General features: G+C 64.6%; 21 protein-coding genes. 8 read left to right on the plus strand and 13 right to left on the minus strand.

All coding sequences use genetic code 11. The features are described 5' to 3' along the window. Positions 1-55 precede the first annotated feature (55 nt). Complete coding sequence (locus tag MJ205_RS01580; RefSeq protein ID WP_239810889.1) at positions 56-1375, minus strand: methyltransferase domain-containing protein; 1320 nt, start codon at positions 1373-1375, stop codon at positions 56-58. A 120-nt stretch (positions 1376-1495) separates the two neighbouring features. Between MJ205_RS01580 and purN the strand changes: the two genes are divergently transcribed. Then, positions 1496-2077, plus strand: a complete 582-nt coding sequence (gene purN / locus MJ205_RS01585) for a phosphoribosylglycinamide formyltransferase (protein ID WP_239810890.1) — start codon at positions 1496-1498, stop codon at positions 2075-2077. A 16-nt stretch (positions 2078-2093) separates the two neighbouring features. Here the strand turns inward: purN and MJ205_RS01590 are convergent, their stop codons facing one another. After that, entirely contained in the window at positions 2094-2339 is a 246-nt protein-coding gene (locus MJ205_RS01590; RefSeq protein ID WP_239810891.1) for a DUF1653 domain-containing protein, read from the minus strand. Positions 2340-2423: 84 nt separating this feature from the next. Here MJ205_RS01590 and MJ205_RS01595 point away from each other — a divergent pair, with 84 nt between their 5' ends. Continuing rightward, the gene (locus tag MJ205_RS01595) at positions 2424-4385 is read left to right on the plus strand and encodes a M48 family metallopeptidase (RefSeq protein ID WP_239810892.1); all 1962 of its coding nucleotides are present in this window, start codon (positions 2424-2426) and stop codon (positions 4383-4385) included. 58 nt (positions 4386-4443) lie between these two features. Next, positions 4444-5715 carry an RsmB/NOP family class I SAM-dependent RNA methyltransferase gene (locus MJ205_RS01600; RefSeq protein ID WP_239810893.1) on the plus strand — a complete coding sequence of 424 codons (1272 nt, stop codon included), beginning with the start codon at positions 4444-4446 and terminating at the stop codon, positions 5713-5715. A 125-nt stretch (positions 5716-5840) separates the two neighbouring features. Here the strand turns inward: MJ205_RS01600 and MJ205_RS01605 are convergent, their stop codons facing one another. Continuing rightward, a complete protein-coding gene (locus MJ205_RS01605) occupies positions 5841-6221 on the minus strand; it encodes a hypothetical protein (protein WP_239810894.1) in 381 nt (126 codons plus the stop codon). A 256-nt stretch (positions 6222-6477) separates the two neighbouring features. Here MJ205_RS01605 and MJ205_RS01610 point away from each other — a divergent pair, with 256 nt between their 5' ends. After that, a complete protein-coding gene (locus MJ205_RS01610; protein ID WP_446715047.1) occupies positions 6478-8013 on the plus strand; it encodes an aminotransferase-like domain-containing protein in 1536 nt (511 codons plus the stop codon). Between the two features lie 86 nt (positions 8014-8099). Here MJ205_RS01610 and rpmG read toward each other — a convergent pair whose 3' ends face one another. The 3 genes from rpmG to trxB all read right to left on the minus strand — a co-directional run bounded on the left by rpmG (position 8100) and on the right by trxB (position 9732). Continuing rightward, positions 8100-8270, minus strand: a complete 171-nt coding sequence (rpmG, locus tag MJ205_RS01615) for a 50S ribosomal protein L33 (protein WP_021026858.1) — start codon at positions 8268-8270, stop codon at positions 8100-8102. Positions 8271-8281: 11 nt separating this feature from the next. After that, positions 8282-8515: a 50S ribosomal protein L28 gene (gene rpmB / locus MJ205_RS01620; protein WP_021026859.1), complete on the minus strand. Its 234-nt coding sequence runs from the start codon at positions 8513-8515 to the stop codon at positions 8282-8284. 263 nt (positions 8516-8778) lie between these two features. Continuing rightward, complete coding sequence (gene trxB, locus MJ205_RS01625) at positions 8779-9732, minus strand: thioredoxin-disulfide reductase (RefSeq protein ID WP_239810895.1); 954 nt, start codon at positions 9730-9732, stop codon at positions 8779-8781. A gap of 511 nt (positions 9733-10243) precedes the next feature. On the opposite strand from trxB, the gene MJ205_RS01630 reads away from it, so the two are divergent. Together MJ205_RS01630 and lolA are read left to right on the plus strand one after the other, a co-directional pair. Next, positions 10244-12652 (plus strand): DNA translocase FtsK, encoded by a 2409-nt coding sequence (locus tag MJ205_RS01630; RefSeq protein WP_446715048.1) that lies wholly within the window; start codon positions 10244-10246, stop codon positions 12650-12652. A 144-nt stretch (positions 12653-12796) separates the two neighbouring features. After that, the gene (gene lolA / locus MJ205_RS01635) at positions 12797-13429 is read left to right on the plus strand and encodes an outer membrane lipoprotein chaperone LolA (protein ID WP_239810897.1); all 633 of its coding nucleotides are present in this window, start codon (positions 12797-12799) and stop codon (positions 13427-13429) included. 113 nt (positions 13430-13542) lie between these two features. Here the strand turns inward: lolA and mqo are convergent, their stop codons facing one another. Continuing rightward, positions 13543-15270, minus strand: coding sequence for a malate dehydrogenase (quinone) (gene mqo, locus MJ205_RS01640; protein WP_239810898.1), 1728 nt, complete (start codon positions 15268-15270; stop codon positions 13543-13545). 225 nt (positions 15271-15495) lie between these two features. After that, positions 15496-16815, minus strand: a complete 1320-nt coding sequence (brnQ, locus tag MJ205_RS01645; RefSeq protein WP_239810899.1) for a branched-chain amino acid transport system II carrier protein — start codon at positions 16813-16815, stop codon at positions 15496-15498. Between the two features lie 392 nt (positions 16816-17207). Here brnQ and MJ205_RS01650 point away from each other — a divergent pair, with 392 nt between their 5' ends. Continuing rightward, positions 17208-18512, plus strand: coding sequence for a replication-associated recombination protein A (locus MJ205_RS01650; protein WP_239810900.1), 1305 nt, complete (start codon positions 17208-17210; stop codon positions 18510-18512). A 183-nt stretch (positions 18513-18695) separates the two neighbouring features. Beyond that, positions 18696-19607 (plus strand): bestrophin family protein, encoded by a 912-nt coding sequence (locus tag MJ205_RS01655; RefSeq protein ID WP_239810901.1) that lies wholly within the window; start codon positions 18696-18698, stop codon positions 19605-19607. Here MJ205_RS01655 and MJ205_RS01660 read toward each other — a convergent pair. From MJ205_RS01660 to MJ205_RS01680, 5 genes are all read right to left on the minus strand, one after another. Further along, the gene (locus MJ205_RS01660; RefSeq protein ID WP_239810902.1) at positions 19570-21009 is read right to left on the minus strand and encodes a sensor histidine kinase; all 1440 of its coding nucleotides are present in this window, start codon (positions 21007-21009) and stop codon (positions 19570-19572) included. The two genes, MJ205_RS01655 and MJ205_RS01660, sit on opposite strands and share 38 nt — an antisense overlap. Then, positions 21006-21707, minus strand: a complete 702-nt coding sequence (locus MJ205_RS01665; RefSeq protein WP_239810903.1) for a response regulator transcription factor — start codon at positions 21705-21707, stop codon at positions 21006-21008. Before MJ205_RS01665 ends, MJ205_RS01660 begins: the two co-directional genes overlap by 4 nt. A 91-nt stretch (positions 21708-21798) precedes the next feature. After that, the gene (locus MJ205_RS01670) at positions 21799-23343 is read right to left on the minus strand and encodes a tripartite tricarboxylate transporter permease (RefSeq protein ID WP_239810904.1); all 1545 of its coding nucleotides are present in this window, start codon (positions 23341-23343) and stop codon (positions 21799-21801) included. A 24-nt stretch (positions 23344-23367) separates the two neighbouring features. Beyond that, the gene (locus tag MJ205_RS01675) at positions 23368-23805 is read right to left on the minus strand and encodes a tripartite tricarboxylate transporter TctB family protein (protein ID WP_239810905.1); all 438 of its coding nucleotides are present in this window, start codon (positions 23803-23805) and stop codon (positions 23368-23370) included. Positions 23806-23982: 177 nt separating this feature from the next. Further along, on the minus strand, positions 23983-24894 hold the full coding sequence (locus MJ205_RS01680; RefSeq protein WP_239810906.1) for a LysR family transcriptional regulator: 912 nt from the start codon (positions 24892-24894) through the stop codon (positions 23983-23985). Between the last annotated feature and the right edge of the window lie 9 nt (positions 24895-24903).

Genomic DNA, 24903 nt, shown 5'->3' on the forward strand with positions numbered 1-24903 from the left:
GGCCTTGTCGTGCGACAAGGCCTTTTTCTTTGGGCGAGCTTTCAGGAGGCGGCTATCAGGCTTCCTGGGGCTTGTAGGCGGTGACCACAAAGCCGTCCACGACCTGGCCCGCTTCCATGCGCAGTTCCACGTCGCGGGTGTCAACACGGTCAAAGCCGGCCGCCTTGGCCAGGCGCACGGTGCTGCTCAGGGTGTGGGTGTAGCGGCCGAACGGCTGCAGCTGGGTATCGGGCCCGGTGACGTCGCCGTGCTCGCAGGAGAAGATCAGCACGCCGCCAGGGGTCAGCACCCGGTAGGCATCGGCCAGGGTCTGCTGCAGGTCGCCGACATAGATCAGCACGTCCAGCGCGGTGATGGCCTCGAAGGTGTTCGCCGGCGTGGCGGCCAGCGCTTCGAGCAGGTTGACCTGGTGGAACTTGTAGTAGACCTTGTGCTTGGCCGCTTGCTCCAGCATCTTGCCCGACATATCGACGCCCATGATGTAGCCGTCAATGGCGCCCAGCGACGCACCCAGCAGGCCGGTCCCGCAGCCCAGGTCCAGCAGGTTGAAGCGGCGGTTCGGGTAGATCTGCAGCAGCTGGTCAGCCACCTGCTTGGGCAGGCTGTAGGCCAGGTGGCGCACCATGTGCATGTCATAGACCGAAGCCATGTCATCGAACATGTGGGTGGTCAGCTCGACCGGCACATGTGCGGGCACCTGGCCCTGGGCCAGCTGGTGGTAGTACTGGTAGATCTTGTCGTCTGGCTGCAGGGCGAGCAAGGCTTCGGTATCGGGCAAGGCCTCTTGCATGGTGCCCCGCGCTTGCAGCATCTGCACACGGCCGATGCGTGCCAGATGGTCGTCCGGCTTTTCATCGATCAGCGGACCAAACACCGCCAATGCCTCGTCGTACTGGCGCACGGCCCCCAGATCGATGGCCAGATAGCGGCGCAGGATGCGGTCCTCAGGGGTCAGTTCCAGCACGCGGCGCAGGTGGCGGATGGCCATCTCGGTATTGCCCACGCGGTGGGCGATATCGATGACGCCGGCAATCACGCGGGCATTATTGGGCTCCAGCGCAATCACCCGCTCTGCCGCGGCCATGGCCTCGTGCTCGCGGTTGTGGCGGGCATACAGCAGCGCCTGCTCCAGAATGCCGGGCGCCCAGTCAGGAGCCAGCGTCTCGCTGCGCCGCATCGCATCGAATGCGCCTGGGAGGTTGCCCGACTTCTCGGCCATCAGGCCTGCAAGCATGAACAGGCGCGGATCACGCGGGGCGCGATGCCGAGCATCGTTGAGCGTTTGGGCTGCACCGGTGAGATTGCCCACGGAAATCTGGTGGCGGGCGGTTTCGAGGAATTTGCGAATCGGATCGACAGGTGCTTTTGCGCTCATGGAGTAACTGCGGGCGAGCCCGTAAACGTGGCTGTGAATTCAGTAAAGCCTTTGATTATCCGCCATTTGACGGTGCAACGTGTTTCGGGACGTTCTGCGCCCTGCGATAATGCCGCCTCCATGAAAAACATCGTCATCCTGATCTCCGGCAGCGGCTCCAATATGGCGGCCATCGTGCGAACCGCGCAGCAAGAGCGCTGGCAGGAGACCTTGGGAGCGAGGGTGGCGGCGGTCATCAGCAACAAGGCCCAGGCCGGCGGCCTGCAGTTTGCCCAGGCGCAGGGCATTGCCACCGCCGTGGTGGACCACCAGGCCTATGACAGCCGCGAGAGCTTTGACGCGGCACTGGTGCAGTGCATCGACGCCCACGCGCCTTCGCTGGTGGTGCTGGCCGGGTTCATGCGCATTCTGACCCCTGGCTTTGTCGCGCACTACAGCGGCCGGCTCATCAATATCCACCCCTCGCTGCTGCCGGCCTTTGCCGGGCTGCACACCCACCAGCGCGCGATTGATGCGGGTTGCAAATTTGCCGGTTGCTCGGTGCACCAGGTCACCGCCGATCTGGATGCCGGCCCCATCCTGGAGCAGGGCCTGGTGCCCGTGCTGCCGGGTGACACGGCCGAGCTGCTGGCTGCGCGGGTGCTGGTGCAGGAGCACCAGATCTACCCCAAGGCCGTGCGCGCGCTGCTGCAGGCGCGCTGAGCACGAACCCGCTTTGTCAAACCCGGTCAGGCGTTTCGGTGTGTGGCGTATAAGCTGCAAACCGGGGCTGGCGCTGGCCGTTGACTTCCACGTCCTCGCTGAACATGGCCGCCGGCCGCACCCACCAGCCGTAATCGCCATACAAGGCCTGGTAGACCACCAGCCATTCGCGTGTCTCGCTGTGCTGCGCCAGTTGCCAGACCTGGTAGAGCCGGCCCTTGTAGTGGCGGTAGAGCCCGGGCGAAATAGCTGGTGCTGGCATAGGGTGCTGTTCCATAATCCGAAAAATAAACAAGCCTAGCAGACCGAATGGCATCGCTGGGCAAGAACTTATTCGGAGGGTGGGGTGGAGCAGATCGATTTTGTGCAGCGGGTTGATGCCTATGTGCAGGCCGCTGCGAACGACCCGGCCAGATTTGACCGCCATGTCCTGGGCATGGCCTTGCTGGCAGGACTGTGGGTGTGGGGCGGTCTGCTGCTGGGCCTGGCCTTGCTGGCCTGGTCAGTACTGTCCTATGTCTACCAGGGCTTTTACGGCCTGCAGATCTTTGGTTTTTTCGCGGGTGTGGCGCTGCTGATCAGTGTGCTGCGCCTGACCCGTTCCGACTGGGTCGACCCCGAGGGCATCGCCGTGCCCGCTGCCGAATGCCCGCGCTTGTTCGAGGCGCTGGAGCGCATCCGCCAGAAGGTGCGCGGCCCGCACATTTCCCAGTTGGTGATCACCGAGGACTACGGCCTGCGCATAGCGCAGCAGATGCGGCTGGGCGGTCTGCTGCCGGCACGCTACCACCTGCTGCTGGGCCTGCCGCTGGCGATGGCGATTGACCGGCCCCGTCTGGTGGCGATGATTGCGCAGGAATACAGCCATCTGCGCCGCCGCCAGGGATGGCTGCAGGCGGCGGTCTACCGCGCCCGCCGCCGCCTGCAAGGCCTGCATGACCGGCTGGCCGATGCGCGCCAGATGACGCGCTTGGGCTGGGCCAATGAACGCTTCATGCGCTGGTATCTGCCGCGTTGGTGGGCGGCCAGCTTTGTCGTGGCGCGGCAGGACGAGGCAGTGGCCGACCGCATGGCGGCCCGCTGGGTCAGCAAACCGCTGATGGGCGAGGCGCTGTCCGAAGTGGCGGTGCGCGGGCGCTGGTTCCGCGAGCAGTTCTGGACCATGCACTGGCTGCGCGCCCGCGAACTGGCCTCGCCGATGGGGCCGTTCAGCCTGATGGCTGGCGTGATGAACCACCGCATGGATGTCAACTGGGTCTACCAGGGCTGGAAACAGGAATACCATGCGCCCACCGGCTACCAGGGCACGCCCCCCAGCCTGCGCGAGCGGCTGCGGGGCCTCGATGTGCCTCCCGGCCTCACGCCGATGTCCAGCAGCAACTGCCTGGCCTGGCTGGGCAAGCGCTCGGAGCGCTGGATCGAGCTGCTCGACCAGCGCTGGTGTGTACGCCATGGCCATGACTGGCTGGCCTACCGCAAGATCCTGAGCGCCTCGGCCGCACGCGTGGCTGCGCTGATGCCGCGCGAGCCCTACCTCGATGCCGACCAGCTGGTGGAGCTGGGCTGGCAACTGCAGAGCACGGCCTTGCAGCACCACGATGCCCCCTTGCCCATCTACCAGCGCGCGCTGGAGCTGGAGCCTGCAAATGCCCGCGCGCTGGCCGCCTGCGCCAGCCTGCACATGGGCATGGACTGGGAGGCACAACTGCAGTACCTGGCACAGGCCTTTGCACAGCTGCCGGCCATGGGCGCGGCCTGGTGCCGGCTGGCCATGGGCGTGCTCGATGTGCTCGAAGACGAGGATTTTGACGAGGCCTCGGTGCGCCAGCTGCGCAGCGACTGGCGCGAGCGCGAGGTGCTCGCCCGCACGCAGCTACAGGCCTTGCGCGATGAGCGGCTGGCACACGGCAGCCTGCTGGGCGCGCGCGCCTGCACCGCGCTGCCGCATCCGCTGTGGGCCAGCGAGCTGGCTGCGCTGCAAATCCACCTGCACCACTGCCCGCGCTTGCGCCGCGCCTGGCTGCTGGCACGGCCGCTGCGCAGCCTGGCAGGCGCCTATGCGCTGGTGCTGGTACTCGACCGGCCCGGCGTGCACTACCAAGACAACAAGCGCCTGGAGCTGCAGTGGCGCGGCTACCTGGAGCGCGAGCTGCTGCTGTGCAAGCTGATGCCGCTGTGGATCACCCATGTCGATGCGCTGGGTCCTACAGGCCTGCGGCAGCTGGCGGCCATGCCCTGGGGCCTGGTCCATGACCGCGCGGAGCAGCCCGCTGGCGCGCGCAGCGGTGCTGCCCCCATCGGCACCTAGAACAGCTTCTAAGCCGGGCCTGGTGCCCGGATACTGGCGCAATGGGACAATAGCGGCTATGCATCCCAAAGCCCTTTTAGATGCCTGCGCCGAGCTGGTTGCGCAGGCCCTTACTTTTGAACACCCGGCCGACGCCGTGGTGTCGCGTTATTTCCGTGAACACCGCAGCCTGGGGCCGCGCGAGCGTGGCACCCTGGCAGAAACGGTGTACACCGTGCTGCGCAAGAAAACGCTGTTTGAATCGTTGGCACGCTCGGGCAGCGGCGCGCGCGAGCGCCGCCTGGCCATTCTGGGCTTTGCCGGCCCGCGCAGCTTTGTCAAAAGCGCGCTCAGCGACCAGGAAGTGCAATGGCTGGATGACTGCGACGCGATTGCGCCCGACAGCCTCATGCCCCAGCACCGCCACAACCTGCCCGAGTGGCTGGTGGAGCCTTTGCAGGCCCAGGTGGGTGAGCAGTTCGAGCAGCTGGCCGCCAGCATGCTGGAGATGGCACCGCTGGACCTGCGCGCCAATGCCTTGCTGACCAAGCGCAGCGAGCTGCAAAAAGAACTCAAGCAGGCGGGCATCCAGGCCGAGCCCACCCCGTACTCGCCCTGGGGCCTGCGCGTGGCGGACAAGCCTGCGCTGTCGCGCCTGGACGCCTTTGTCAAAGGCCGTGTTGAAGTGCAGGACGAGGGCTCGCAGCTGCTGGCCTTGTTGCTGGATGCCAAGCGCGGCGAGATGGTGACCGACTTCTGCGCCGGCGCTGGCGGCAAGACCCTGGCCATTGGCGCCATGATGCGCAGCACCGGGCGTCTCTATGCCTTTGATGTGTCGGCCCACCGCCTGGAGGCGCTCAAACCGCGCCTGGCCCGCTCGGGCCTGTCCAACGTGCATCCGGCTGCGATTGCGCATGAGCGCGATGAGCGGGTCAAGCGCCTGGCCGGCAAGATGGACCGCGTGCTGGTCGATGCCCCCTGCTCGGGTCTGGGCACCCTGCGCCGCAATCCCGATCTGAAATGGCGCCAGAGCCCCAAGGCGATCGAGGAGCTGACGGCCAAGCAGACCGCCATTCTGGCCAGCAGCGCCCGCATGGTGAAATCCGGCGGCCGCCTGGTCTATGCCACCTGCAGCATCCTGCCCGCTGAGAACGAGGCGATCGCCGAGGCCTTTGCTGCCGCCCACCCGGACTTTGTGCCGCTCGATGCTGGCGAGCTGCTGGCAGGCCTGAAGGTCGAGCAAGCCGCCAGCCTGTGCAGCGGCGGCGACAGCGGCAGCCTGTACCTGCGCCTGTGGCCCCATCTGCACCAGACAGACGGCTTCTTTGCCGCCGTCTGGCAACGCAAGTAAGAGCCACTAACACAACCCTTGATACATCGTTGCCAAGTCTTGCCGTACTACCGTACTGTCTGCGGCTTGGCGTCTCGTCTCAACCGCAAACCTGCGGTTTGCTGGGCCGTGTTAGCGGCTCTAAGTCAGTCCTTCCAGCCCAGCCAGTCGGCCACACTGCGCCAACCGGCACGCCAGCCCGCATAGGCCTGCACCTGCACCAGCAATTGGGCGGGCTGCAGGCCTTCTGCTTGCAGCCAGTACCAGCCCGCATGCGCGCCATTGCAGTGCGGGGCGTCTTCCGCCTGCAAGCGCAGTGCGCTGTGCCAGGGCGAGCTGATCTGCAGCTGCCCGGCGCGGCAGTACAGGCTGCTGCCGGCCTCCAGATACAGCCATTGGCCCTGGCCTGCCCGCAAGGCGAGGCTGCTGCTGTGCGTGCAGGGCTGTGCCGGTACGCTGGTCTGGGCCGGGGTGGTGGCGGTGCCAGGCAGGGCCGTGGCGAGGCGGGCGGTGGTGCTGGTGGTCATTGTTGCGCTTTCCTGGGCGTTTCAGAACAGGGCTCTAGCGTAAAAAAACGCCGCCTAACGCAACAGACACAGTCGCGGCAAGGGTCGGGCAGAACAGCGCAGGCACAAAGCGGCTGTTCTGGTTCAAAATCGCAGTTTCTGTATCTGTTCTGTCAGGGTTGAACCTGAGACCATAGCGCTGCGTAGGGGAATCGGGTCCTGCCACTGCGGTGGCGCACAAGGCGATGGACAGGTTCCCGGAACCAGGAGTCCTGCTGTGCCGCTGTTAGAAGAAAGTCTGTGTGAGATCCCCGAAAGCCATGCTGCGGATGCGGCCGGCCACCCGCCCGCCGACGATGCGTTTCTGTACGAGCGCATCGCAGCGCATTTTGAGCAGGCCATTGCCCAGCAGACCTTGGGCGTAGGCGCGCGCATGCCCTCGGTGCGCGATATCCGGCGCCAGCACCACGTAAGCCACAGCACCGCGCTGCAGGTGCTGCGCGTGCTCGAGTCGCGCGGGCTGATCGAGGCGCGGCCCCGCGTGGGCTATTTCGTCAGCGATACGGCCTTGCAGATGCCGGCCGCGCGCGAGCCCCAGCAGCTGGGCCCCTTCCCGATGCAGGACCACCGTTTTGAAGGCATCGGCGAGCGCGCGGCCGAGTACCTGAACAAGGCGCGCCTCAAGGGGCCGCTGAAGGTGGACCTGGGCAGCGCGATGCCGGCGCCCGAGCTGTTTGATGCCAAGCTGCTCAACCAGCTGGCCGTGGCCTTGCTGCGCGAGCAGCCCCAGATCCTCGTGCACGGGCCTTCCGCGCCGTTCACCCATCCGGATTTTCAGGCCTCGATGGCGCGCTATGCGCTGGGTTTTGGCGTGCGCCTGGCGCCGATGGACATTGCCGCCACCTTTGGCAATTCCGAGGCGGTGAACCTGGCGCTGGATGCGCTGACCCAGCCGGGCGACATGGTGGCGATTGAATCGCCCACCTTCTACGGCATCCTGCAGGCGATCGAAGCCAAGAAGCTGCAGGCGCTGGAGATCCCGTCGAGCCCGCATACCGGCATGTCGATCGAGGCGCTGGAGCTGGCGCTGCGCACCCATCCCAACCTCAAGGCTGTCGTGGTGGTGCCCCACTTGCAGATGCCCCAGGGCGCGACGATGCCCGACAGCCACAAAAAACGCCTGGTGGCCTTGTGCCGCGAGTACCGGGTGGCCCTGATCGAGGACGATATCTACCGCGAATTTGTCGAATCCGACGAGGTGCTCAAGCCCTGCAAGGCCTGGGACACCGACGGCTCGGTGATCTATTGCTCCTCGCTGTCCAAAAGCTATGCGCCGGGCCTGCGCCTGGGCTGGATGAATGCCGGGCGCTGGCAGGAGCGCGTGCAGATGATCAAGTTCGCGCGCTCACGCAACCTGCCGGTCTGGCCCCAGCTGCTGGGTGCGCGCACCGTGGGCTCGCCGTCGTACATGCGGCACCTGGTGCGCCTGCGCCAGCAGCTGCGCGTGCAGCGCCAGGCCGCTGCGCAGGCGGTTGCGCGCTATTTCCCGATTGGCACGCGCCTGAGCCTGCCGGCCGGCGGCCTGAGCATCTGGCTGGAGCTGCCTGAGCAAATCTCGTCCAGCCGCCTCTATGACGAGGCGCTGGCCATCGGCATCCGCGTGGCGCCTGGCGACATGTTCAGCAATACCGGTCACTATGACCACTTTCTGCGCCTGAGCTGCGGCATGCCGTTTACCGAGGTGGTGGACGAGGCCTACCGCAGCCTGGGGCGTATGATGCATGCGCAGCTGGGCCTGCCGCCCCGGGCCTGATGCGGGACGCAGAAAAACACAAAGGACACCGAGGTGTCCTTTGTGGTGTTTGCATGCCGCCCTATGAATGGCGGCGTACAGGCTGATTACTTCAGCTTCACTTCCTTGTAATCCACATGCTTGCGAGCCTTGGGATCGAACTTCGTGATCAACATCTTTTCAGGCATTGTCTTCTTGTTCTTGGTGGTCGTGTAGAAGTGACCGGTGCCGGCAGTCGATTCCAGCTTGATTTTTTCGCGTCCGCCTTTGGATGCCATGGTGATACTCCTTAAGCTTGGCCACGTGCGCGCAGGTCTGCGAGCACAGAATCAATACCGTTCTTGTCGATCAGACGCAGAGCGGCGCTGGAAACACGCAGGCGAACCCAGCGGTTTTCAGTTTCCACCCAGAAACGGCGATATTGCAGGTTCGGCAGGAACCGGCGCTTGGTTTTGTTGTTGGCGTGGGAAACGTTGTTTCCCACCATGGGCTTCTTGCCCGTTACTTCGCAAACGCGTGCCATCAGGACACTCCGAAAGTTTTAACAGCTGCTTGCCCTGTCTGCCTCGTAAAAGGCAGCGCGGCTTGCAGCCTCACCTCGCCAGTCAAAGGGTGGCGGTAGCCCATGTTCACAGCAGGTCTGTCCGTGGTGCAAGACCGTGGGTCAACCTGCCGTAGTTTCCTGTTCACGCGCCGGGGATTGCGAAATAGCAAAAGGCGGCAAGCAGCAAAGCCAAGGATTATAGCCCGAAAGCAAAAATGGGGCTATCCCCATCGCTGGTCGGCTTATTCCTGTTCCAGGAAGCGCTGGGCATCGAGCGCGGCCATGCAGCCGGTACCCGCGCTGGTAATGGCTTGGCGGTAGACATGGTCTTGCACGTCGCCGGCAGCAAAGATGCCGGGCACGCTGGTTTGTGTGGCGAAGCCGCCACGGCCCATCTGGGTCACCAGGTACCCGTTTTCCATCTCCAGCTGGCCTTGGAAGATATCGGTATTGGGGTGGTGGCCAATGGCGATGAAGCAGCCTTGCAGCGCGATGTCTTCGGTGTGGCCGTCTTGCGTGCTCTTGATGCGGATGCCGTTGACGCCCGACTGGTCGCCCAGCACTTCATCGAGGGTGAAGTGGGTCTTGAGCTCGATCTTGCCTTCCTGGACCTTCTCCATCAGCTTGTCGACCAGGATGGGCTCGGCCTTGAACTTGTCGCGGCGGTGCACCAGGGTGACCTTGCTGGCGATGTTGGACAGGTACAGCGCCTCTTCCACGGCCGTGTTGCCACCGCCGATAACGCACACCGGCTGCTCGCGGTAGAAGAAGCCGTCACAGGTGGCGCAGGCCGACACGCCACGGCCCATGAAGGCCTCTTCGGTGGGCAGACCCAGGTACTTGGCCGATGCGCCGGTGGCGATGATCAGGCTGTCGCAGGTGTAGGTGCCGCTGCCGCCGGTCAGTGTGAAGGGGCGCTTGCTGAAATCCACCTTGTCGATGTGGTCGAAGATGATCTGGGTCTTGAAGCGCTCTGCGTGCTCCAGGAAGCGCTGCATCAACGCGGGGCCCTGCACGCCCATCACGTCGGCAGGCCAGTTGTCCACTTCGGTCGTGGTCGTCAACTGGCCGCCCTGGGCCATGCCGGTGATCAGGACGGGGTCGAGGTTGGCGCGTGCCGCATAGATGGCGGCCGTATAGCCCGCAGGGCCCGAGCCCAGAATCAGTACTTTGGCATGTTGTTGGACGGCAGACATAGAACTCCTATCGCATTCATGGGGGCAGATGCAGGGCATCTGCGAATCAATCAAGGGCTGGCGTGTGCGCAGCAAAACATGAAAGAGTATCAAACACTGCGGCCCGCTTGGGGATGGCTTGTGTCAATGTCCTTGATTGTTGCAAGTCATCGCCGGGCCGGCCGCCGGCTGGCACCACCGCCCCGCCTCAATGACAACAATCGTTGCGGCGCGCTGGCGCAAGGGGTGGGATTGTAGGAAGATAGGTAGATTACAAAATGTTGCGTATTGCCGGATGGCAGGGGTGCGAGGGCCGCACAAGCCCATGCTTCAGGCGCATGAGATCGATGTTTTTATTGTGTATTTTTGCCAATCACCAGGCGCTGCAATGGCGCTGGCGGGCGGGGGGCTGCTGCAAGCTGCCCCGCCTTTGCCTGAACCACCGCGTCGCAGCAGGGCATCACCCGGCTCCAGGCACCTGGTCTGCTATCGAATTTGCAATCCGCTTAGGGTAAGCTCTGGCTCCTAGGTTATGGCTTACTCTTCAAAGAAATCAAAGACACCACCCCATGCTGGCCACTCGCTGGTGATGGGGGTTCGCCGTTTTGGGCATGAGCTGGTGCTCATCATCAGTTTTCTGCTGATGGCATTTTGCGTCGCGGCGATGGTCAGCTACTCACCCAAGGATCCGGCCTGGTCCACCTCGGGCACCCAGGTCGCAGGTGACGTCAGCAACTGGATGGGGCGCCTGGGTGCGATGGTGTCTGACGGCGGCTATTTCATGGTCGGCTTTTCGGTCTGGTGGCTGGTGGTCGCCGCCGTGCTCGCCTGGTTCTCTTCGCTGGCGCGCTGGCTGCGCGCTGGCGAGGCTCCCCCCAACGACCCGCGCCCGCTGTGGCTGCGCCGCATTGTGTTCTGGGGTGGCCTGGTGGTGCTGCTGCTGGCCAGCGCGGCGCTGGAGTGGTCGCGTCTCTACCGTTTTGAGCCCATCCTGCCCGGCGCTGCCGGCGGCGTGCTGGGCTTTTTGCTGGGCCCGCTGGCCGAGCGCTGGATGGGTTTTACCGGCTCGGGCATTGTCGGCGTCATGCTGCTGCTGCTGGGCCTGTCCTGGATTCTGGGCTTCTCCTGGGGCCAGATTGCCGAGAAGGTGGGCGCCGGGATCGAGCGCACGTTACAAAAGCTGATGCTGCGGCGTGAAGCCGCTGCCGACAAGGCTGTCGGCAAGAAGGCAGCGCAGGCGCGTGAGGCCGAGGTCAGCAGCGCAGCCCCCGCGCCGATGGCCTCGCGCATGGATCCGACCGGTGATGGCCTGGACAGCATGCTGCCCGCAGCGCCGCGCAGCGCGGCCGCCGATGCGGGCCTGCACATCGCCCAGCCGCTCAAGCCCCAGGCGCAGCCCAGCGCCCGTGTGGTCAAGGAGCGGCAGAAACCGCTGTTCAACGAGCTGCGCGACACCCGTCTGCCGCAGGTGGACCTGCTCGATGCTGCGCCGAAGACGCAGGAGAGCGTCTCCTACGAAACCCTGGAGATGACCAGCCGCCTGATCGAGAAAAAGCTCAAGGACTTTGGCGTCGAGGTGCGCGTGGTCGAGGCCGCGCCCGGCCCGGTGATCACCCGCTACGAGATCGAGCCGGCCACCGGCGTCAAGGGCTCGCAGATCGTCAACCTGGCCAAGGACCTGGCGCGTTCGCTGTCCCTGGTGTCGATCCGCGTGGTCGAGACCATCCCCGGCAAGACCTATATGGCGCTGGAGCTGCCCAATGCCAAGCGCCAGACCATCCGCCTGACCGAAATCCTGGGCTCGCACGAGTACCACGATGCCAAGAGCCTTCTGACCATGGGCCTGGGCAAGGACATCATCGGCAAGCCGGTGGTGGCCGACCTGGCCAAGATGCCGCATGTGCTGGTTGCCGGTACCACCGGTTCGGGCAAGTCGGTGGGTATCAATGCCATGATCCTGTCGCTGCTCTACAAGGCCGAGGCCAAGGATGTGCGGCTGATGATGATCGACCCCAAGATGCTGGAAATGTCGGTCTACGAAGGCATTCCGCATCTGCTGTGCCCGGTGGTGACCGACATGAAGCAGGCCGCCAATGGCCTGAACTGGTGCGTGGCCGAGATGGAGCGCCGCTACAAGCTGATGAGCAAGCTGGGCGTGCGCAACCTGGCGGGCTACAACACCAAGATCGACGAGGCCAAGGCCCGCGAGGAAAGCATCCCCAACCCGTTCAGCCTGACGCCCGAATCGCCCGAACCCTTGCAGCGCCTGCCGCACATCGTCGTGGTGATCGACGAGCTGGCCGACCTGATGATGGTCGTCGGCAAGAAGATCGAAGAGCTGATTGCGCGCCTGGCGCAAAAGGCGCGTGCTGCCGGTATTCACCTGATCCTGGCCACCCAGCGCCCCAGCGTCGATGTGATCACCGGCCTGATCAAGGCCAATATCCCGTCGCGGATCGCGTTCTCGGTGGGCTCCAAGATCGACAGCCGCACCATTTTGGACCAGATGGGCGCCGAGGCGCTGCTGGGCATGGGCGACATGCTCTACATGGCCAGCGGCACGGGTTTCCCGGTACGGGTGCACGGCGCCTTTGTGTCCGACGAGGAAGTGCACCGCGTGGTCAGCTACCTCAAGGAGCAGGGCGAGCCCGACTATATCGACGGTGTGCTCGAAGGCGGCACCGGCGAGGGCGACTCCGGCTTTGGCGATGAGGAAGGCGGCGGCAGTGGCGAGAAGGACCCGATGTACGACCAGGCGGTCGAGATCGTGCTCAAGGACCGCAAGGCCAGCATCTCCTACGTGCAGCGCAAGCTGCGCATCGGCTACAACCGCTCGGCCAACCTGCTCGAAGAGATGGAGCGCGCCGGCCTGGTGAGCGCCTTGACCGGCAGCGGCCAGCGCGAAGTGCTGGTCGCCCACCGCCCTGGCGGTGAAGAATAGCGCCATCGCCGGTAAACATTCGCAAAGCCAGCGCCTTTGCGGCCAACGGCGGGCACTTGTAGCCCGCTGCGGCACTCCAAACCCCTTGTTGGCCTGAAAAGGCCCATGCATTGGCTTTGTTCGCAAAGCCCGAAAGGATTCACGATGAAACAATGGATCGCAGCAGCAGCCCTGGTCAGCCTGGCCGGTTGGGCCCAGGCGGATGGCCTGCAAAGCCTGGAAAAGTTCATGACCAGCTCGCAGGCGGGCGAAGCCCAGTTCACGCAGACGGTGACATCGCCTGCCAAGCAGGGCCAGGCAGGGCGCGTCAAGACCTCCAGCGGCAGCTTTGCATTCCAGCGGCCGGGCAAGTTCAAATTCATCTACCAAAAGCCGTTTGACCAGACCATCGTTGCCGATGGCTCGGTGCTCACCGTCTACGACGCGGACCTGAACCAGGTCACCCAGCGCCAGCAGAGCAAGGCCCTGGGCCAGACGCCTGCCGCGCTGCTGGCGTCGGCTTCGAGCCTGCAGGCGCTCAAGGCCGAGTTCGATGTCAGCAGCCTGCCCGAGGCCGATGGCCAGCAATGGGCCCAGGCCATCCCCAAGAACAAGGACGGCCAGATCAAGCAGGTCAAGGTCGGCTTCAAGGGCGATGAGCTGCAGACCCTGGAGATCGAGGACGGCTTTGGCCAGCGCTCGGTGCTGCGCTTTGTCGGCTTCAAGGCCTTGCCTTCGCTGCCCGGCGCGACGTTCGAGTTTGCGATTCCTTCTGGTGCGGAAGTGATTCGCCAGTAAGCGGTGCTTCAAGAGCGGTGACCCACCGCGCGGCCATAAAAAAAGGTGTTCACCATCGCGGTGAACACCTTTTTTGCTGGGCGGCCGCCGCAGTGGACGGCTGCGGCTGTGGCTTACAGTGCCATGTCCGGCACCTTCTTCAGGTCCTTCATGTTTTCATTGGGCTGCACACCGGCTTCGACGCCTTGCAGGCTGGGCGAGGCAATCGCCAGGTTCAGCGCCTGCTCGGTGGCCTGCCATTCCTGCTGCAGCAGCGCAGGGTTCTCGTTGAGCTTGACGCCGTAGCTTGGCACGATCTTGCGGATCTTCTCTTGCCATTCGGCGCTCTTGACCTTCTCGGGGAAAGCCTTTTCCAGCAGGGTCAGCATGATCGCTGGCGAGGTCGAGCCGCCTGGCGAAGCACCCAGCAGCGCGGTCAGCGAACGGTCCTGGGCGACCACCACTTCGGTGCCGAGCTTGAGGATGCCGCCCTTTTCCGGGTCATTCTTGATGATCTGCACCCGCTGGCCGGCTTCCCACAGGCGCCAGTCGGCATCCTTGGCCTCGGGCATGTAATGGCGCAGCGCATCCATCTTCTGCTCCTTGTTCAGGCTCAGCTGCTGGGCCAGGTACTTGACCAGCGCAAACTCGTTGACGCCCACTTGCAGCTGCGGGATCACATTGGCAAAGGTCGTGGCCTTGGCCAGGTCGAAGTAGGAGCCGTTCTTCAGGAACTTGCTCGACCAGGTCGCGAATGGCCCGAACAGCAGCACGCGCTTGCCGTCCAGCACACGGGTGTCCAGGTGGGGCACGGACATCGGAGGCGAGCCGGTGTCGGCCAGGCCATAGACCTTGGCCAGATGGCGTTCGGTGATCGCCGGGTTCTCGGTGACCAGGAACTCGCCGCCCACCGGGAAACCGCCGTAGACCTTGGACTCGGGGATGCCCGACAGCTGCAGCAGCGGCAGCGCCGCGCCACCGGCGCCGATGAAGATGAAGCGTGCATCCACGGTCTGGATCTTGCTGCCATCCTTCATGTCGAAGGCCGACACGCGCCAGGAGCCATCGCTGTTGCGCGTGATGGAGCGCACTTCCTGGCCCGTGTGGAGCTTGAAATTGGGCTTGGACGACAGGTTCTTGTAGAACTGGCGCGTGATCTCGCCCAGGTTCACGTCGGTGCCCAGCGGCGAGCGCGTGGCCGTCACCACTTCGGCCGGGTCACGGCCTTCCATCATCAGCGGAATCCATTCCTTGATCTTTTCCGGATCGGTGGACGACTCCATGCCGGTGAACAGCGGCGAGGCTTCCAGGGCCTTGAGGCGCTTTTGGATGAAGGCGCGGTTTTCTTCGCCGAACACCAGGTTCATGTGGGGCGTGGAGTTGATGAACTCGCGGGGATTGCCCAATACGCCGGTACGCACCTGGTGCGACCAGAATTGGCGCGACACCTGGAAGTTTTCATTAATGTTAATGGCAGAGGAAATCTGCACATTGCCATTTTTATCCATCGGTGTGTAATTGAGCTCGCACAGCGCCGAGTGGCCGGTGCCGGCATTATTCCAGCCGTTCGAACTTTCTTCGGCGACCTGGTCGAGGCGCTCGAACAATTCATAGGTCCAGCCGGGTTCCAGCTCCTGCAGATAAACGCCCAAGGTGGCACTCATGATGCCGCCGCCAATCAGCAGTACATCGACTTGGCGGTCTGCTTTTTCTGCACGGTACTGGCTACCGAAGAAATACTGGTAGCCCACGACGCCAGCACCAACGGCCGCCGCCGAGGCGACGAACTTGCGGCGGGTGAAGCCCTTCTTGGGCGCTTTGGCAGCGGAGGCCGCTTGGGGATTTTCTGTTGGATTCGTCATTGCTGAAACTCCACAAATTTTTGGATTTTGACAGTATTGTCATTAAGGACCATGAATAACCATGGTTTAAGCAGGCTCAATGTCTCTCCGATTCTTGGGTGCCTGTTCTGACGGTATTGAGCTGCTTGGCTTAGGCGGTTCTAGATAAGGCTGCCAATGAATATCCAGTGCCGATATTAACGGTGGTACTGAATATCCATTGGGCAGAAAGTGGTTCATACGCGATCACGGGCGCACCGGTATTTGGCGGCGTGCCAAAAACCAGTCGGCCAGGCCAGCGCAGACCATGGTGGCCGCCACCGGGGTGACCCAGCCCAGGCCCAGCGCGGCGCCGGGCAGGTGGTCCAGCCAGGCGGGCAGGGCGCTGGTCCATTGCAGCGCCTTGGCGCCATCGACCAGGCCAAATACCAGCGCCACCAGCATCACCGGGATATAGACCCGTGTGGGTTGCTGCCAGCGCTGCAGCAGGCTGAGCGACACCAGCGCAATCGCAGGGGGGTAGAGGGCGACCAGCACCGGGCCGGCGATCTCGATCAGCTGCGCCAGGCCCTGGTTGGCCACGGCGGCGCTGAAGATGCACAAGGACAGCGCCACACTGCGGTAGGAGAACCCGGTGAGCTGGCTGAAAAAGCTGCTGCAGGCGCTGACCAGGCCCACGCCGGTGGTCAGGCAGGCCAGCAGGATCACTGCGGCAATCAGCCAGATGCCGGCGCTGCCGAAGCGGTGCTGCACAAAGGCGGTGAGGATCTGCACGCCGGTGACGGTGTTCTGCGCCAGCTCGCCACTGGTGGCGCCCAGGTAGCACAGCGAGATGTAGACCAGGCTCAGGCACACCGCGGCAATCAGCCCGGCATAGACGGCGTAGCGGGTGTGCAGGCGTGTATCGGTCACGCCCGCGTCCTTGATCGCGTTGACGATGACGATGCCGAACACCAGCGAGGCAAGGGCGTCCATGGTCTGGTAACCCTGCACAAAGCCCTGGGCAAAGGCAGCCAGTTGCGTGCCATAGTCCGGGCTGGCCGTGCTGTAGCCACCTACGGGTGCGAGCACCGCCATGCCGCCCAGCGCCAGCAGCGCAGCAATCAGCAGCGGGGTGATGAGCTTGCCCAAGGTGTCCATCAGCTTGCCGGGGAACAGCGACAGCAGCAGCACCAGCGAGAAATAGACGATGCTGAACACCAGCAGTGCAATCGAGGTATTGCCGACAAATGGCGCAATGCCCATCTCGAACGAGACGGTGGCGGTGCGCGGCGTGGCAAAGAAGGGGCCGATCGTCAAATAGATCGTCGTGGCCAGCACCAGGCCGGCGATGCGGCCAATCGGGTGGGTCAGCTGGTCCAGGCCACCGCCCACGCGGGCCAGTGCAACCACACCCAGCAGCGGCAGGCCCACGCCCGTCAGCAGGAAGCCGGTTGTCGCGCCCAGCAGGTTCTCTCCTGCAGACAGGCCGACCAGCGGCGGGAAAATGATGTTTCCGGCCCCCAGGAACAGGGCAAAGGTCATGAAGCCGAGGGCGATAATGTCCCTGGTTTTCAGTGATTTCATAAAGGCTCTTGGTTCTTGCTGGTCAGCGCCCACTTGGAGGGGAGGCCATCAGCGCATGGAGTCGCGGAAACGGGCATCAGAAAAAAACCCCCTGGGTGCATGCGCGGCAAATAGCGTTCCTGCTGGCTCGGTGCAAAGGCTTCGAGCGCGCGGCGTCCATGCCGGGGCTGGTGTTATAGGCTGGGCCAATGAGAGCCCTGTAATATCTGATGCGACGTGAATCCGTATAAACCCTTATTTTCTGCGAAAAATCGTGACCCAGATCAGCAAAGGCATATGCACCCCAGGGATTAGTAGGGTTGCAGTGCATAAACGTAGTAGGCAAGCGTCCTGCCCCGACGGCCCATGGCTGCGGTGTGCCGGGACAGCCCACCGTGGTTCCGGAGGCCTGCATGGCTGATTTGTTTAGCCAGGAACCGGCCGCGCCGCTGGCCGAGGCGCTGCGCCCCAAGACGCTGGATGAGGTGGTGGGCCAGTCCCACTTGCTGGGAGAAGGCAAGCCGTTGCGGCTCGCTTTCCAGTCCGGCAAACCCCATTCGATGATCTTCTGGGGCCCGCCCGGTGTCGGCAAGACCACCTTGGCGCGGCTGACGGCCACCGCTTTCAAGTGCGAGTTCATTGCGCTGTCTGCCGTGTTCTCCGGCGTCAAGGACATCCGCGCAGCGATGGAGCAGGCCCAGCAGAACCTGGCGATGGGCAAACACACGATCCTGTTTGTCGATGAAATCCACCGCTTCAACAAATCGCAGCAGGATGCCTTGCTGCCTTATGCCGAAAGCGGCCTGGTCACCTTCATTGGCGCGACAACCGAAAACCCCTCGTTCGAGGTGAACTCGGCCTTGCTGTCGCGCGCCCAGGTCTATGTGCTCAAGTCGCTCACAGACGAGGAGCTGCGCCTGCTCTTGAAGCGTGCCCAAGAGATCGCACTGGGCCATCTTGCGTTTGATGACCTGGCCACCGACACCATCATTGGCTATGCAGATGGCGATGCCCGGCGCTTTTTGAACCTGCTCGAGCAGACCAGCACGGCAGCGCAGGCTTCGGGCATGACCAAGATCACTGCAGACTTCCTGCAGAACGCGCTGACCCTGAACAGCCGCCGTTTTGACAAGGGCGGTGACAACTTCTACGACCAGATATCCGCGTTGCACAAGTCGGTGCGCGGCTCGCACCCGGATGCCGCGCTTTACTGGCTCACCCGCATGCTCGACGGCGGCGCCGATGCGCGCTACCTGTCCCGGCGCATTGTGCGCATGGCCTGGGAGGACATTGGCCTGGCCGACCCGCGCGCGATGCAGATCGCCAATGATGCCGCGCTGACCTATGAACGCCTGGGCAGCCCCGAAGGCGAGCTGGCGTTGGGCCAGGCCGTCATCTACCTGGCGATGGCCGCCAAGAGCAATGCCGGTTACAACGCCTACAACCTGGCCAAGGCCTTTGTGAAGCAGGACAAGAGCCGCGAAGTGCCTGTACACCTGCGCAACGCCCCGACCAAGCTGATGAAGGAGCTGGGCTATGGGCATGAGTACCGTTACGCGCATGACGAACCCAACGCCTACGCGGCGGGAGAAACCTATCTCCCGGAAGGGATAGACGAGCCCGGCTGGTACCAGCCCGTGCCCCGGGGCCTGGAGCTGAAGATTGGCGAAAAGCTGGCGCAGCTCAAGCGCTGGGATGACGAGGCCGGGCAGGACTGATCCGGGCCGGTGGCCGGGCGGCGGCTGTGCATGCCTGCGGCCGCCGGCAAGGCGTTTGCGTCCCCTGCTGCCCCTCGCTGCGGTAGCCCGTTCCCGAGCGGCGTCCGCCGGGAGGCTCCGGCACGCTGGCATCGCGAGGCCAGCAAGCCCGTCGGATATACCCCTGGCCGCACAATACCGGCCATGATCGTCCGTCCTCCCTTGCATTGGCTGCGCATGCTGTTTGTGTGGCGTGGCTCCATCCTGCCGGCGATCACGCCGCAGCTGGTCCTCATCACCATCCTCGCGGTGGTGGCCACGATGCTGCACGGCTCCATCCTGAGCTGGAAAGTGCCGCTGAACTTTGTGCCGTTTTCGCTGATCGGCCTGACCCTGGCGATCTTTCTGGGCTTCCGCAACAGCACCTCGTATGCGCGCTTCTGGGAGGCACGCACGCTCTGGGGCGTGTTGCTGGTCGAGAGCCGGCACCTGGCGGCCCAGGCGCTGACGTTGACCCAGGACCGCGCACAGGCGCGCATGCTGGTGCTGCGCCTCTGCGCCTTTGCCTATGCGCTCAAGCACCAGCTGCGCGGCAGCGATGCGCGGGCCGATCTGGCGCTGTTCCTGCCCCAGGGCGAGGTGCAGCAGATCAGCCAGGCGCGCTATCCGGCGGCCGTCGCACTGCTGCTGGTACAGCGCTGGGTCGGCACGCAGTGCCTGCAAGGCCATATTGCGCCGGCCGTGGTGCCCGTGTTCGAGCAGGCACTGGCGCGGCTGGGCAGTGCGCTGGGCGGCTGCGAGCGCATCGCCAGCACGCCCATTCCGTTCACCTATTCTGTGATCCTGCACCGCAGCATCTATATCTACTGCTTTTTGCTGCCCTTTGGCCTGCTCGACTCCATCGGCACGATGACGCCGGTGATCGTCTGCTTTGTCGCCTACACCTTCTTCGCGCTGGAGGCGCTGGGCGCAGAGCTGGAGCACCCCTTTGGCATGGAGGCCAATGACCTGGCGCTCGACGCGATGGTCTACGGCATTGAGTCCTCGGTGCTGGAGATGCTGGGCGAGGCGCCGCTGGCTAAGGCTCCCCAGGTGCGCGATTTTGTACTGCACTGAACACCAGGCTGGCGCGCAATCCTGATCCCTCTGAGCGCGGCGCCAGCTGAAACCGCGCCTGCTGCAGATGGGCCAGCTTGGCCACAATCGCCAGCCCCAGGCCGGCGCCCTGGCCCAGTGACTGGCCGCTGGGCCCTTGCTGCCAGCGCTGCATCGCGGCCTGGCATTGTTCCTCGCTCATGCCCGGGCCATCGTCGATGACGGCCAGCTCGACGCTGCCGCCATCGTCAGCGGCCTGCAAGGCCACGGTGACCGACTGGCCGCCATAGCGCAGCGCATTGAGGATCAGGTTGTCCAGCATGGCGGCGAGCAGGTTGGCATCGGCGGCGATGCGCAGCTGCTCGGCCTCGGCCGTGTCCAGGCCCTCGGCACCCAGGTCGATCCGGGCGCGGCTGGCGGCATCCCAGTGGCGCAGCACCGCCTGCTGCACCTGCTCGGCAGCGGCCACCGGCGCCAGGTGCACGGCGCTGGCCTCGTCGCTCAGCGCCAATAGCAGCAACTGGTCCACCAGGTGGCTGGCACGCGCCACGCTGTCGGAGATGCGCTGCAGTTGCTGCTGCTGCACCGCAGGGTCGGCATGGCCCAGGCCATAGTCGGCCAGCGCCTTGATGCCGGCCAGCGGCGTGCGCACCTCATGCGCCACATTGCCGGCAAACTCGCGCTGGGCCTCGACGTTATCGGCAATGCGGGCGAGCAGCGCATTGGTGGTCTGGTGCAGTTGCTCGATCTCGCGCGTGGTCGCCGGCGCGCTGGGCGGGATCGGCGCCAGATCCTGCGCATCGCGCCGCGACAGCGATCTTTGCAGCGCGGCCAGCGGTGCCATGTCCTGGCCGATGCGGTGGTGCAGCCACCACAGCAGCAGCACCAGCAAGGTCAGCTGCGGGATCGCGGCATAGAGGAACAGGTGCTGGATCAGGCTGTCTCGCACCCGCGTGGTGTGCATCATCACGATGCTGAGCTGCTGCTCGCCCACGGCGCTGCGCAGCGCCACCGCCCGCACCAGCTGGCCGTTGTAGAGGGTTTCGCGGTAGCTCACCGGCTCGCTCTCGTCCCAGGGCAGCAGCGGCAGCGGCTCACCGGCCAGCTGGCTGCCATCGCTGCGGTAGACGGCGTAGTACACATACTCGGCCTGGTCGAAGAGGGCAGCCTTGAGCTCGCTGTCGGTCAACTGCAGGGCCACCTTGCCCTCGTCATCGGCGCGCAGGTGCGAGGCAATCGCATAGGCATCGTCGAGCAGTGCGCGGTCGAAGGCGCTTTGGGTGAAATGGTTGGCCAGCGCCATCATGAACACGGTGCCCAGCAACCAGGTCCACACCAGCGGCCCGCGCACATGGCGCAGCACGCGCATGCGCAGCGATGGCAGCGGGCCGGGGCGGGTGGTGGCGGTAGTGGCGGCGCTCATGCGGCATCGCCGCTGTCGGCCTCGATCAGGTAGCCAATGCCGCGCAGGGTGCGGATCGCCGCGCCACTGTGCTGCAGCTTCTTGCGCAGCCGCGAGATAAAGGCTTCGAGCGCGTTGTCGCCCAGCGCGTCGTCATAGCCCGAGAGCTTGTCCGACAGGCTGCGCTTGCTCACTGCGCGGCCGGGCGGGCTCATCAGCTCCCACAGCACTTCGAATTCGCGCGCCGGCAGATCCAGCGGCTGCATGCCGACGCGAAAGCGCCGGTTGTTGCGCTCCAGGCTGAGCTGGCCCACGGTCGATACATCCTGCGTGCCAATGGCGCGGCGCACCAGCGCGCGCAACCGGGCTTCCACCTCGGCCAGCGCAAAGGGTTTGCCCAGGTAGTCATCGGCGCCGCTGTCCAGGCCGGCGATGCGGTCGGGGGTCTGGTTGCGGGCGGTGAGCACCAGCACCGGGGTGTTGTCGCCCCGCCTGCGCGCCTGCTGCAGCAGGGCCAGGCCGCTGCCCATCGCACTGCCGCGCACGGCGCTGCAGGGCAGGTTCAGGTCGAGCAGGATGGCATCAAAGCGCTGCACCCGCCACCAGTGCTCTGCCGCACCCAGGTCGGCCGCCTGGTCCACATGGTGGCCCGCATCGCGCAGGCTGCTGACCACCACGTCGCGCAGCACGGCATCGTCTTCAATCACAAGAATTCGCATGGCTCAAGCCTAGCAAAAGCACAACACAGCGGCCAGAAAAAAGCCTGTTCAGGCCGGGTGGCGAGAACAGGCGCACTGGAGTGCAACAGGGTTAAGACGCAGCGGTAGCGGGTGCCGCGTTCTCTTGCGCAACGGCAAAATCGCGGGCTTCCTTGCGCGATTTGCGCACGCCCGACCAGATGGCCCAGAGCAGGATCGCACCGGTCAGCGCCAGCAACGAAGCGCTGATCGGCCGGTTGAAGAACACCGAGGCATCGCCACGAGACAGCAGCATCGCACGGCGCAGGTTCTCTTCGAGCATCGGCCCCAGGATGTAGCCCAGCAGCAGCGGCGCGGCCTCAAAGCGCAGCACCATCAGCACATAGCCGATGACGCCGAGCACGGCCACCATGTAGATGTCGAACAGGTTGTTGTTGACGCTGTAGACGCCGAGCGCGACAAACACCAGGATCGCCGGGTACATCCAGGCAAAGGGAATGCGCAGCAGCGCAACCCACAGCCCGATGGTGGGCAGGTTCAGAATCACCAGGAAAATATTGCCGATCGCAAAACTGACGATCAGCCCCCAGAACAGCTGGGGCTGCTCGGTCATCAGCATCGGGCCGGGCTGGATACCGTGGATGATCAGCGCGCCCAGCATCACAGCCATCACCGCGTCACCCGGAATACCGATGGACAGCGAGGGCACAAAGGCGGTTTGCGCAGCGGCATTGTTCGCCGACTCGGGCGCGGTGATGCCTTCGATGGCGCCATGGCCAAAGCGGCTCGGGTCCTTGGCCACGCGCTTTTCAATCGCATAGGACATGAAGGACGCGATCGACGGGCCTACGCCCGGCAGTGCACCGAGGAAAGAGCCCAGCGCCGAGCCACGCAGCATCGGCTTGATCGTGTCGCGGAACTCCTGGCGCTCGGGCACCATCGACCGCAGGGTGACCTTGTCGGGCTTCTGGTTGGCATCGGCCAGGTTGATGCAGCGGATCACCTCGGCCACCCCGAACAGGCCCATTGCCAGCGCCACCAGGTTGATGCCGTCCATCAGCTCGGGGATGTCGAACGAGTAGCGCGCGACGCCCGAATTCACATCGGTGCCGATCATGCCCAGCAGCAGCCCGAACACCACCATGCACAGGCCCTTGGTGGCCGAGCCGGCGCTCATCGACGAGGCGGCGACCAGGCCCAGCAGCATCATCGAGAAGAACTCGGTGGGGCCGAACTGCAGGCCGATCTTGGAGATCGCCGGCGAGAACAGCACCAGCAGGATCAGGCCCGACATGGCGCCGACCAGCGAGGCAATCGTGGTGACAAAGAGCGCCACCCCGGCCTTGCCTTTGCGCGCCATCGGGTAGCCGTCCAGACAGGTCACCGCCGATGACGGTGAGCCCGGCAGGTTCAGCAAGATGGAGGCGGTGGAGCCGCCGTACTGCGCGCCGTAGTAGACGCCGGCCAGCATGATGATGGCCGCCGTGGGCGACATATGGTAGGTAAAGGGCAGCAGCAGCGAGATGGCGGCCAGCGCACCGATGCCGGGCAGCACGCCGACGACGGTGCCCAAAAATACGCCCAGGAAGCAGTACCAGAGCGTTGAGGGATCGGCCACCACATTGAGGCCCATCCAGAGGTTTCCAAGCAAATCCATAGAGATCCTTTGTCAGTGCCGGGCTCAGGGCCAGATGGGCAGGGTCATGCGCAGACCAATGGGAAAGATGACCGTGGTCAGCGCAGCCACGGCCAGGCTGACCAGCAGGCGCGTGCGCAGGCGCATCTTGGTGGCGATCAGTGCGACCAGGCTGGCGGCCAGTGCCGCCAGAGCCACGCCCAGCGGGTAGAGCAGCAGTGCAAAGGCCAGCAGGCTGGCCACGGACCAGAACAGGTTGCCCCACTGCAGCACGATGGGGCTGCCCTGGCGCCACCAGGCGGGTATTGCCAGCAGCAGGCCCAGGCCAAACAGCAGCCAGCCCAGCACCACCGGGAAGTAGCCCGGCCCCATGCGGTCTGCACTGCCAAAGTTGTATTCGCGCCCATAGAGCGCAAAGAACAGGCCTGCTGCTGACATCAGCAGGCCGCCGACGATGTCATGGATGTCTCTTGTCATTTTCATTCGGTTCAATCCTGTGTGGTTCCATGCCTGCGCGCATCTGGGCCAGGATGGGCACGCACGCAGGCGCCGCCACCTTAAGGGCGCTTACCTGACGGGAACCTGATTGCAGGGCGCAAGCCGCACTGGCAGGCGTGCTGCGGGCGACTCGGCGTTGGAATGCGAATGAAGGGGCGCTGCTCAGCTCAGCGCAGGCAGGCTGCCGGCCTTTTGTGATTGCTCCAGCAGGAAGCTGATCATCGTGCGCACCGCCTTGGTCTGGTGGCGGTTGGGCATCCACAGCAGGTACATGTGGTTGCCGAAAATGCTCAGGCGCCAGTCGCGCAAGGTGGTGACGACCTCGCCGCGCTCGACCTCGGCGCGGATCACATAATCCGGCACGATGCCCACGCCCAGGCCGGCCATGATGCCCTGGCGCAGGAATGGAAAATGCTCGGAAATGAGGCTGGGCTCCAGCCGGATCTCCTTGCGCACATCGCCCTGGTAGGCGCGCACCAGCAGCTGCTTGCCGACCACGCCACTGGTGATCAGCGGCACATGGCGCAGGTCCTCGGGCTGCTGGGGCAGCATGTTCTGGCCCGCGTAGTCGATGCTGGCGCAGGCGACATAGTTCATCTCCCCCATGTGGCGGGCCACCAGGTTGTCGGGCGGCGTAGGCAGCACACGCACCGCAATGTCCACTTCGTCGCGCACCAGGTTGTCGACGCGGTTCTCGAAGATCACATCCAGCACGATGTCGGGGTAGAGGCGCTTGAAGGCGATCAGCCAGTCGCTCATCACCAGCTGGCCATAGCCGCTGGGCACCGCCAGCCCGACCCGGCCCTGCAGGCCCTTGCCCAGGCTGCGGATGGTTTCGCTGGCGGCGGCCAGCTCGTTGCGGATGCTGCGGCCATGCTCATACAGGCGCAGGCCCACCTCGGTCGGTTCGACCCGGCGCGTGGTGCGGCGCACCAGCTGCACGCCCACCGATTTCTCCAACTGGGCCAGGTGGTAGCTGACATTGGCGCGGCTCATCTTCAGCTTGGCGGCGGCGCGGCTGAGGTTGCCGGAATCGATGATTTCCACCAGCAAGGTGAGGGCGTTGTGGTCCATGGGATGCGA

This window comes from Comamonas sp. B21-038, from assembly GCF_022387135.1.
Lineage (GTDB): Bacteria > Pseudomonadota > Gammaproteobacteria > Burkholderiales > Burkholderiaceae_C > Comamonas > Comamonas sediminis.

Excerpts from the sequence above, each read along its gene's own strand:
- MJ205_RS01580 (WP_239810889.1), bottom strand. The coding sequence starts at position 1,375 with ATGAGCGCAAAAGCACCTGTCGATCCGATTCGCAAATTCCTCGAAACC.
- purN (WP_239810890.1), top strand. The coding sequence starts at position 1,496 with ATGAAAAACATCGTCATCCTGATCTCCGGCAGCGGCTCCAATATGGCG.
- MJ205_RS01590 (WP_239810891.1), bottom strand. The coding sequence starts at position 2,339 with ATGCCAGCACCAGCTATTTCGCCCGGGCTCTACCGCCACTACAAGGGC.
- MJ205_RS01600 (WP_239810893.1), top strand. The coding sequence starts at position 4,444 with ATGCATCCCAAAGCCCTTTTAGATGCCTGCGCCGAGCTGGTTGCGCAG.
- MJ205_RS01605 (WP_239810894.1), bottom strand. The coding sequence starts at position 6,221 with ATGACCACCAGCACCACCGCCCGCCTCGCCACGGCCCTGCCTGGCACC.
- rpmG (WP_021026858.1), bottom strand. The coding sequence starts at position 8,270 with ATGGCATCCAAAGGCGGACGCGAAAAAATCAAGCTGGAATCGACTGCC.
- rpmB (WP_021026859.1), bottom strand. The coding sequence starts at position 8,515 with ATGGCACGCGTTTGCGAAGTAACGGGCAAGAAGCCCATGGTGGGAAAC.
- trxB (WP_239810895.1), bottom strand. The coding sequence starts at position 9,732 with ATGTCTGCCGTCCAACAACATGCCAAAGTACTGATTCTGGGCTCGGGC.
- MJ205_RS01630 (WP_446715048.1), top strand. The coding sequence starts at position 10,244 with ATGGCTTACTCTTCAAAGAAATCAAAGACACCACCCCATGCTGGCCAC.
- lolA (WP_239810897.1), top strand. The coding sequence starts at position 12,797 with ATGAAACAATGGATCGCAGCAGCAGCCCTGGTCAGCCTGGCCGGTTGG.
- mqo (WP_239810898.1), bottom strand. The coding sequence starts at position 15,270 with ATGACGAATCCAACAGAAAATCCCCAAGCGGCCTCCGCTGCCAAAGCG.
- brnQ (WP_239810899.1), bottom strand. The coding sequence starts at position 16,815 with ATGAAATCACTGAAAACCAGGGACATTATCGCCCTCGGCTTCATGACC.
- MJ205_RS01650 (WP_239810900.1), top strand. The coding sequence starts at position 17,208 with ATGGCTGATTTGTTTAGCCAGGAACCGGCCGCGCCGCTGGCCGAGGCG.
- MJ205_RS01655 (WP_239810901.1), top strand. The coding sequence starts at position 18,696 with ATGATCGTCCGTCCTCCCTTGCATTGGCTGCGCATGCTGTTTGTGTGG.
- MJ205_RS01660 (WP_239810902.1), bottom strand. The coding sequence starts at position 21,009 with ATGAGCGCCGCCACTACCGCCACCACCCGCCCCGGCCCGCTGCCATCG.
- MJ205_RS01665 (WP_239810903.1), bottom strand. The coding sequence starts at position 21,707 with ATGCGAATTCTTGTGATTGAAGACGATGCCGTGCTGCGCGACGTGGTG.
- MJ205_RS01670 (WP_239810904.1), bottom strand. The coding sequence starts at position 23,343 with ATGGATTTGCTTGGAAACCTCTGGATGGGCCTCAATGTGGTGGCCGAT.
- MJ205_RS01675 (WP_239810905.1), bottom strand. The coding sequence starts at position 23,805 with ATGAAAATGACAAGAGACATCCATGACATCGTCGGCGGCCTGCTGATG.
- MJ205_RS01680 (WP_239810906.1), bottom strand. The coding sequence starts at position 24,894 with ATGGACCACAACGCCCTCACCTTGCTGGTGGAAATCATCGATTCCGGC.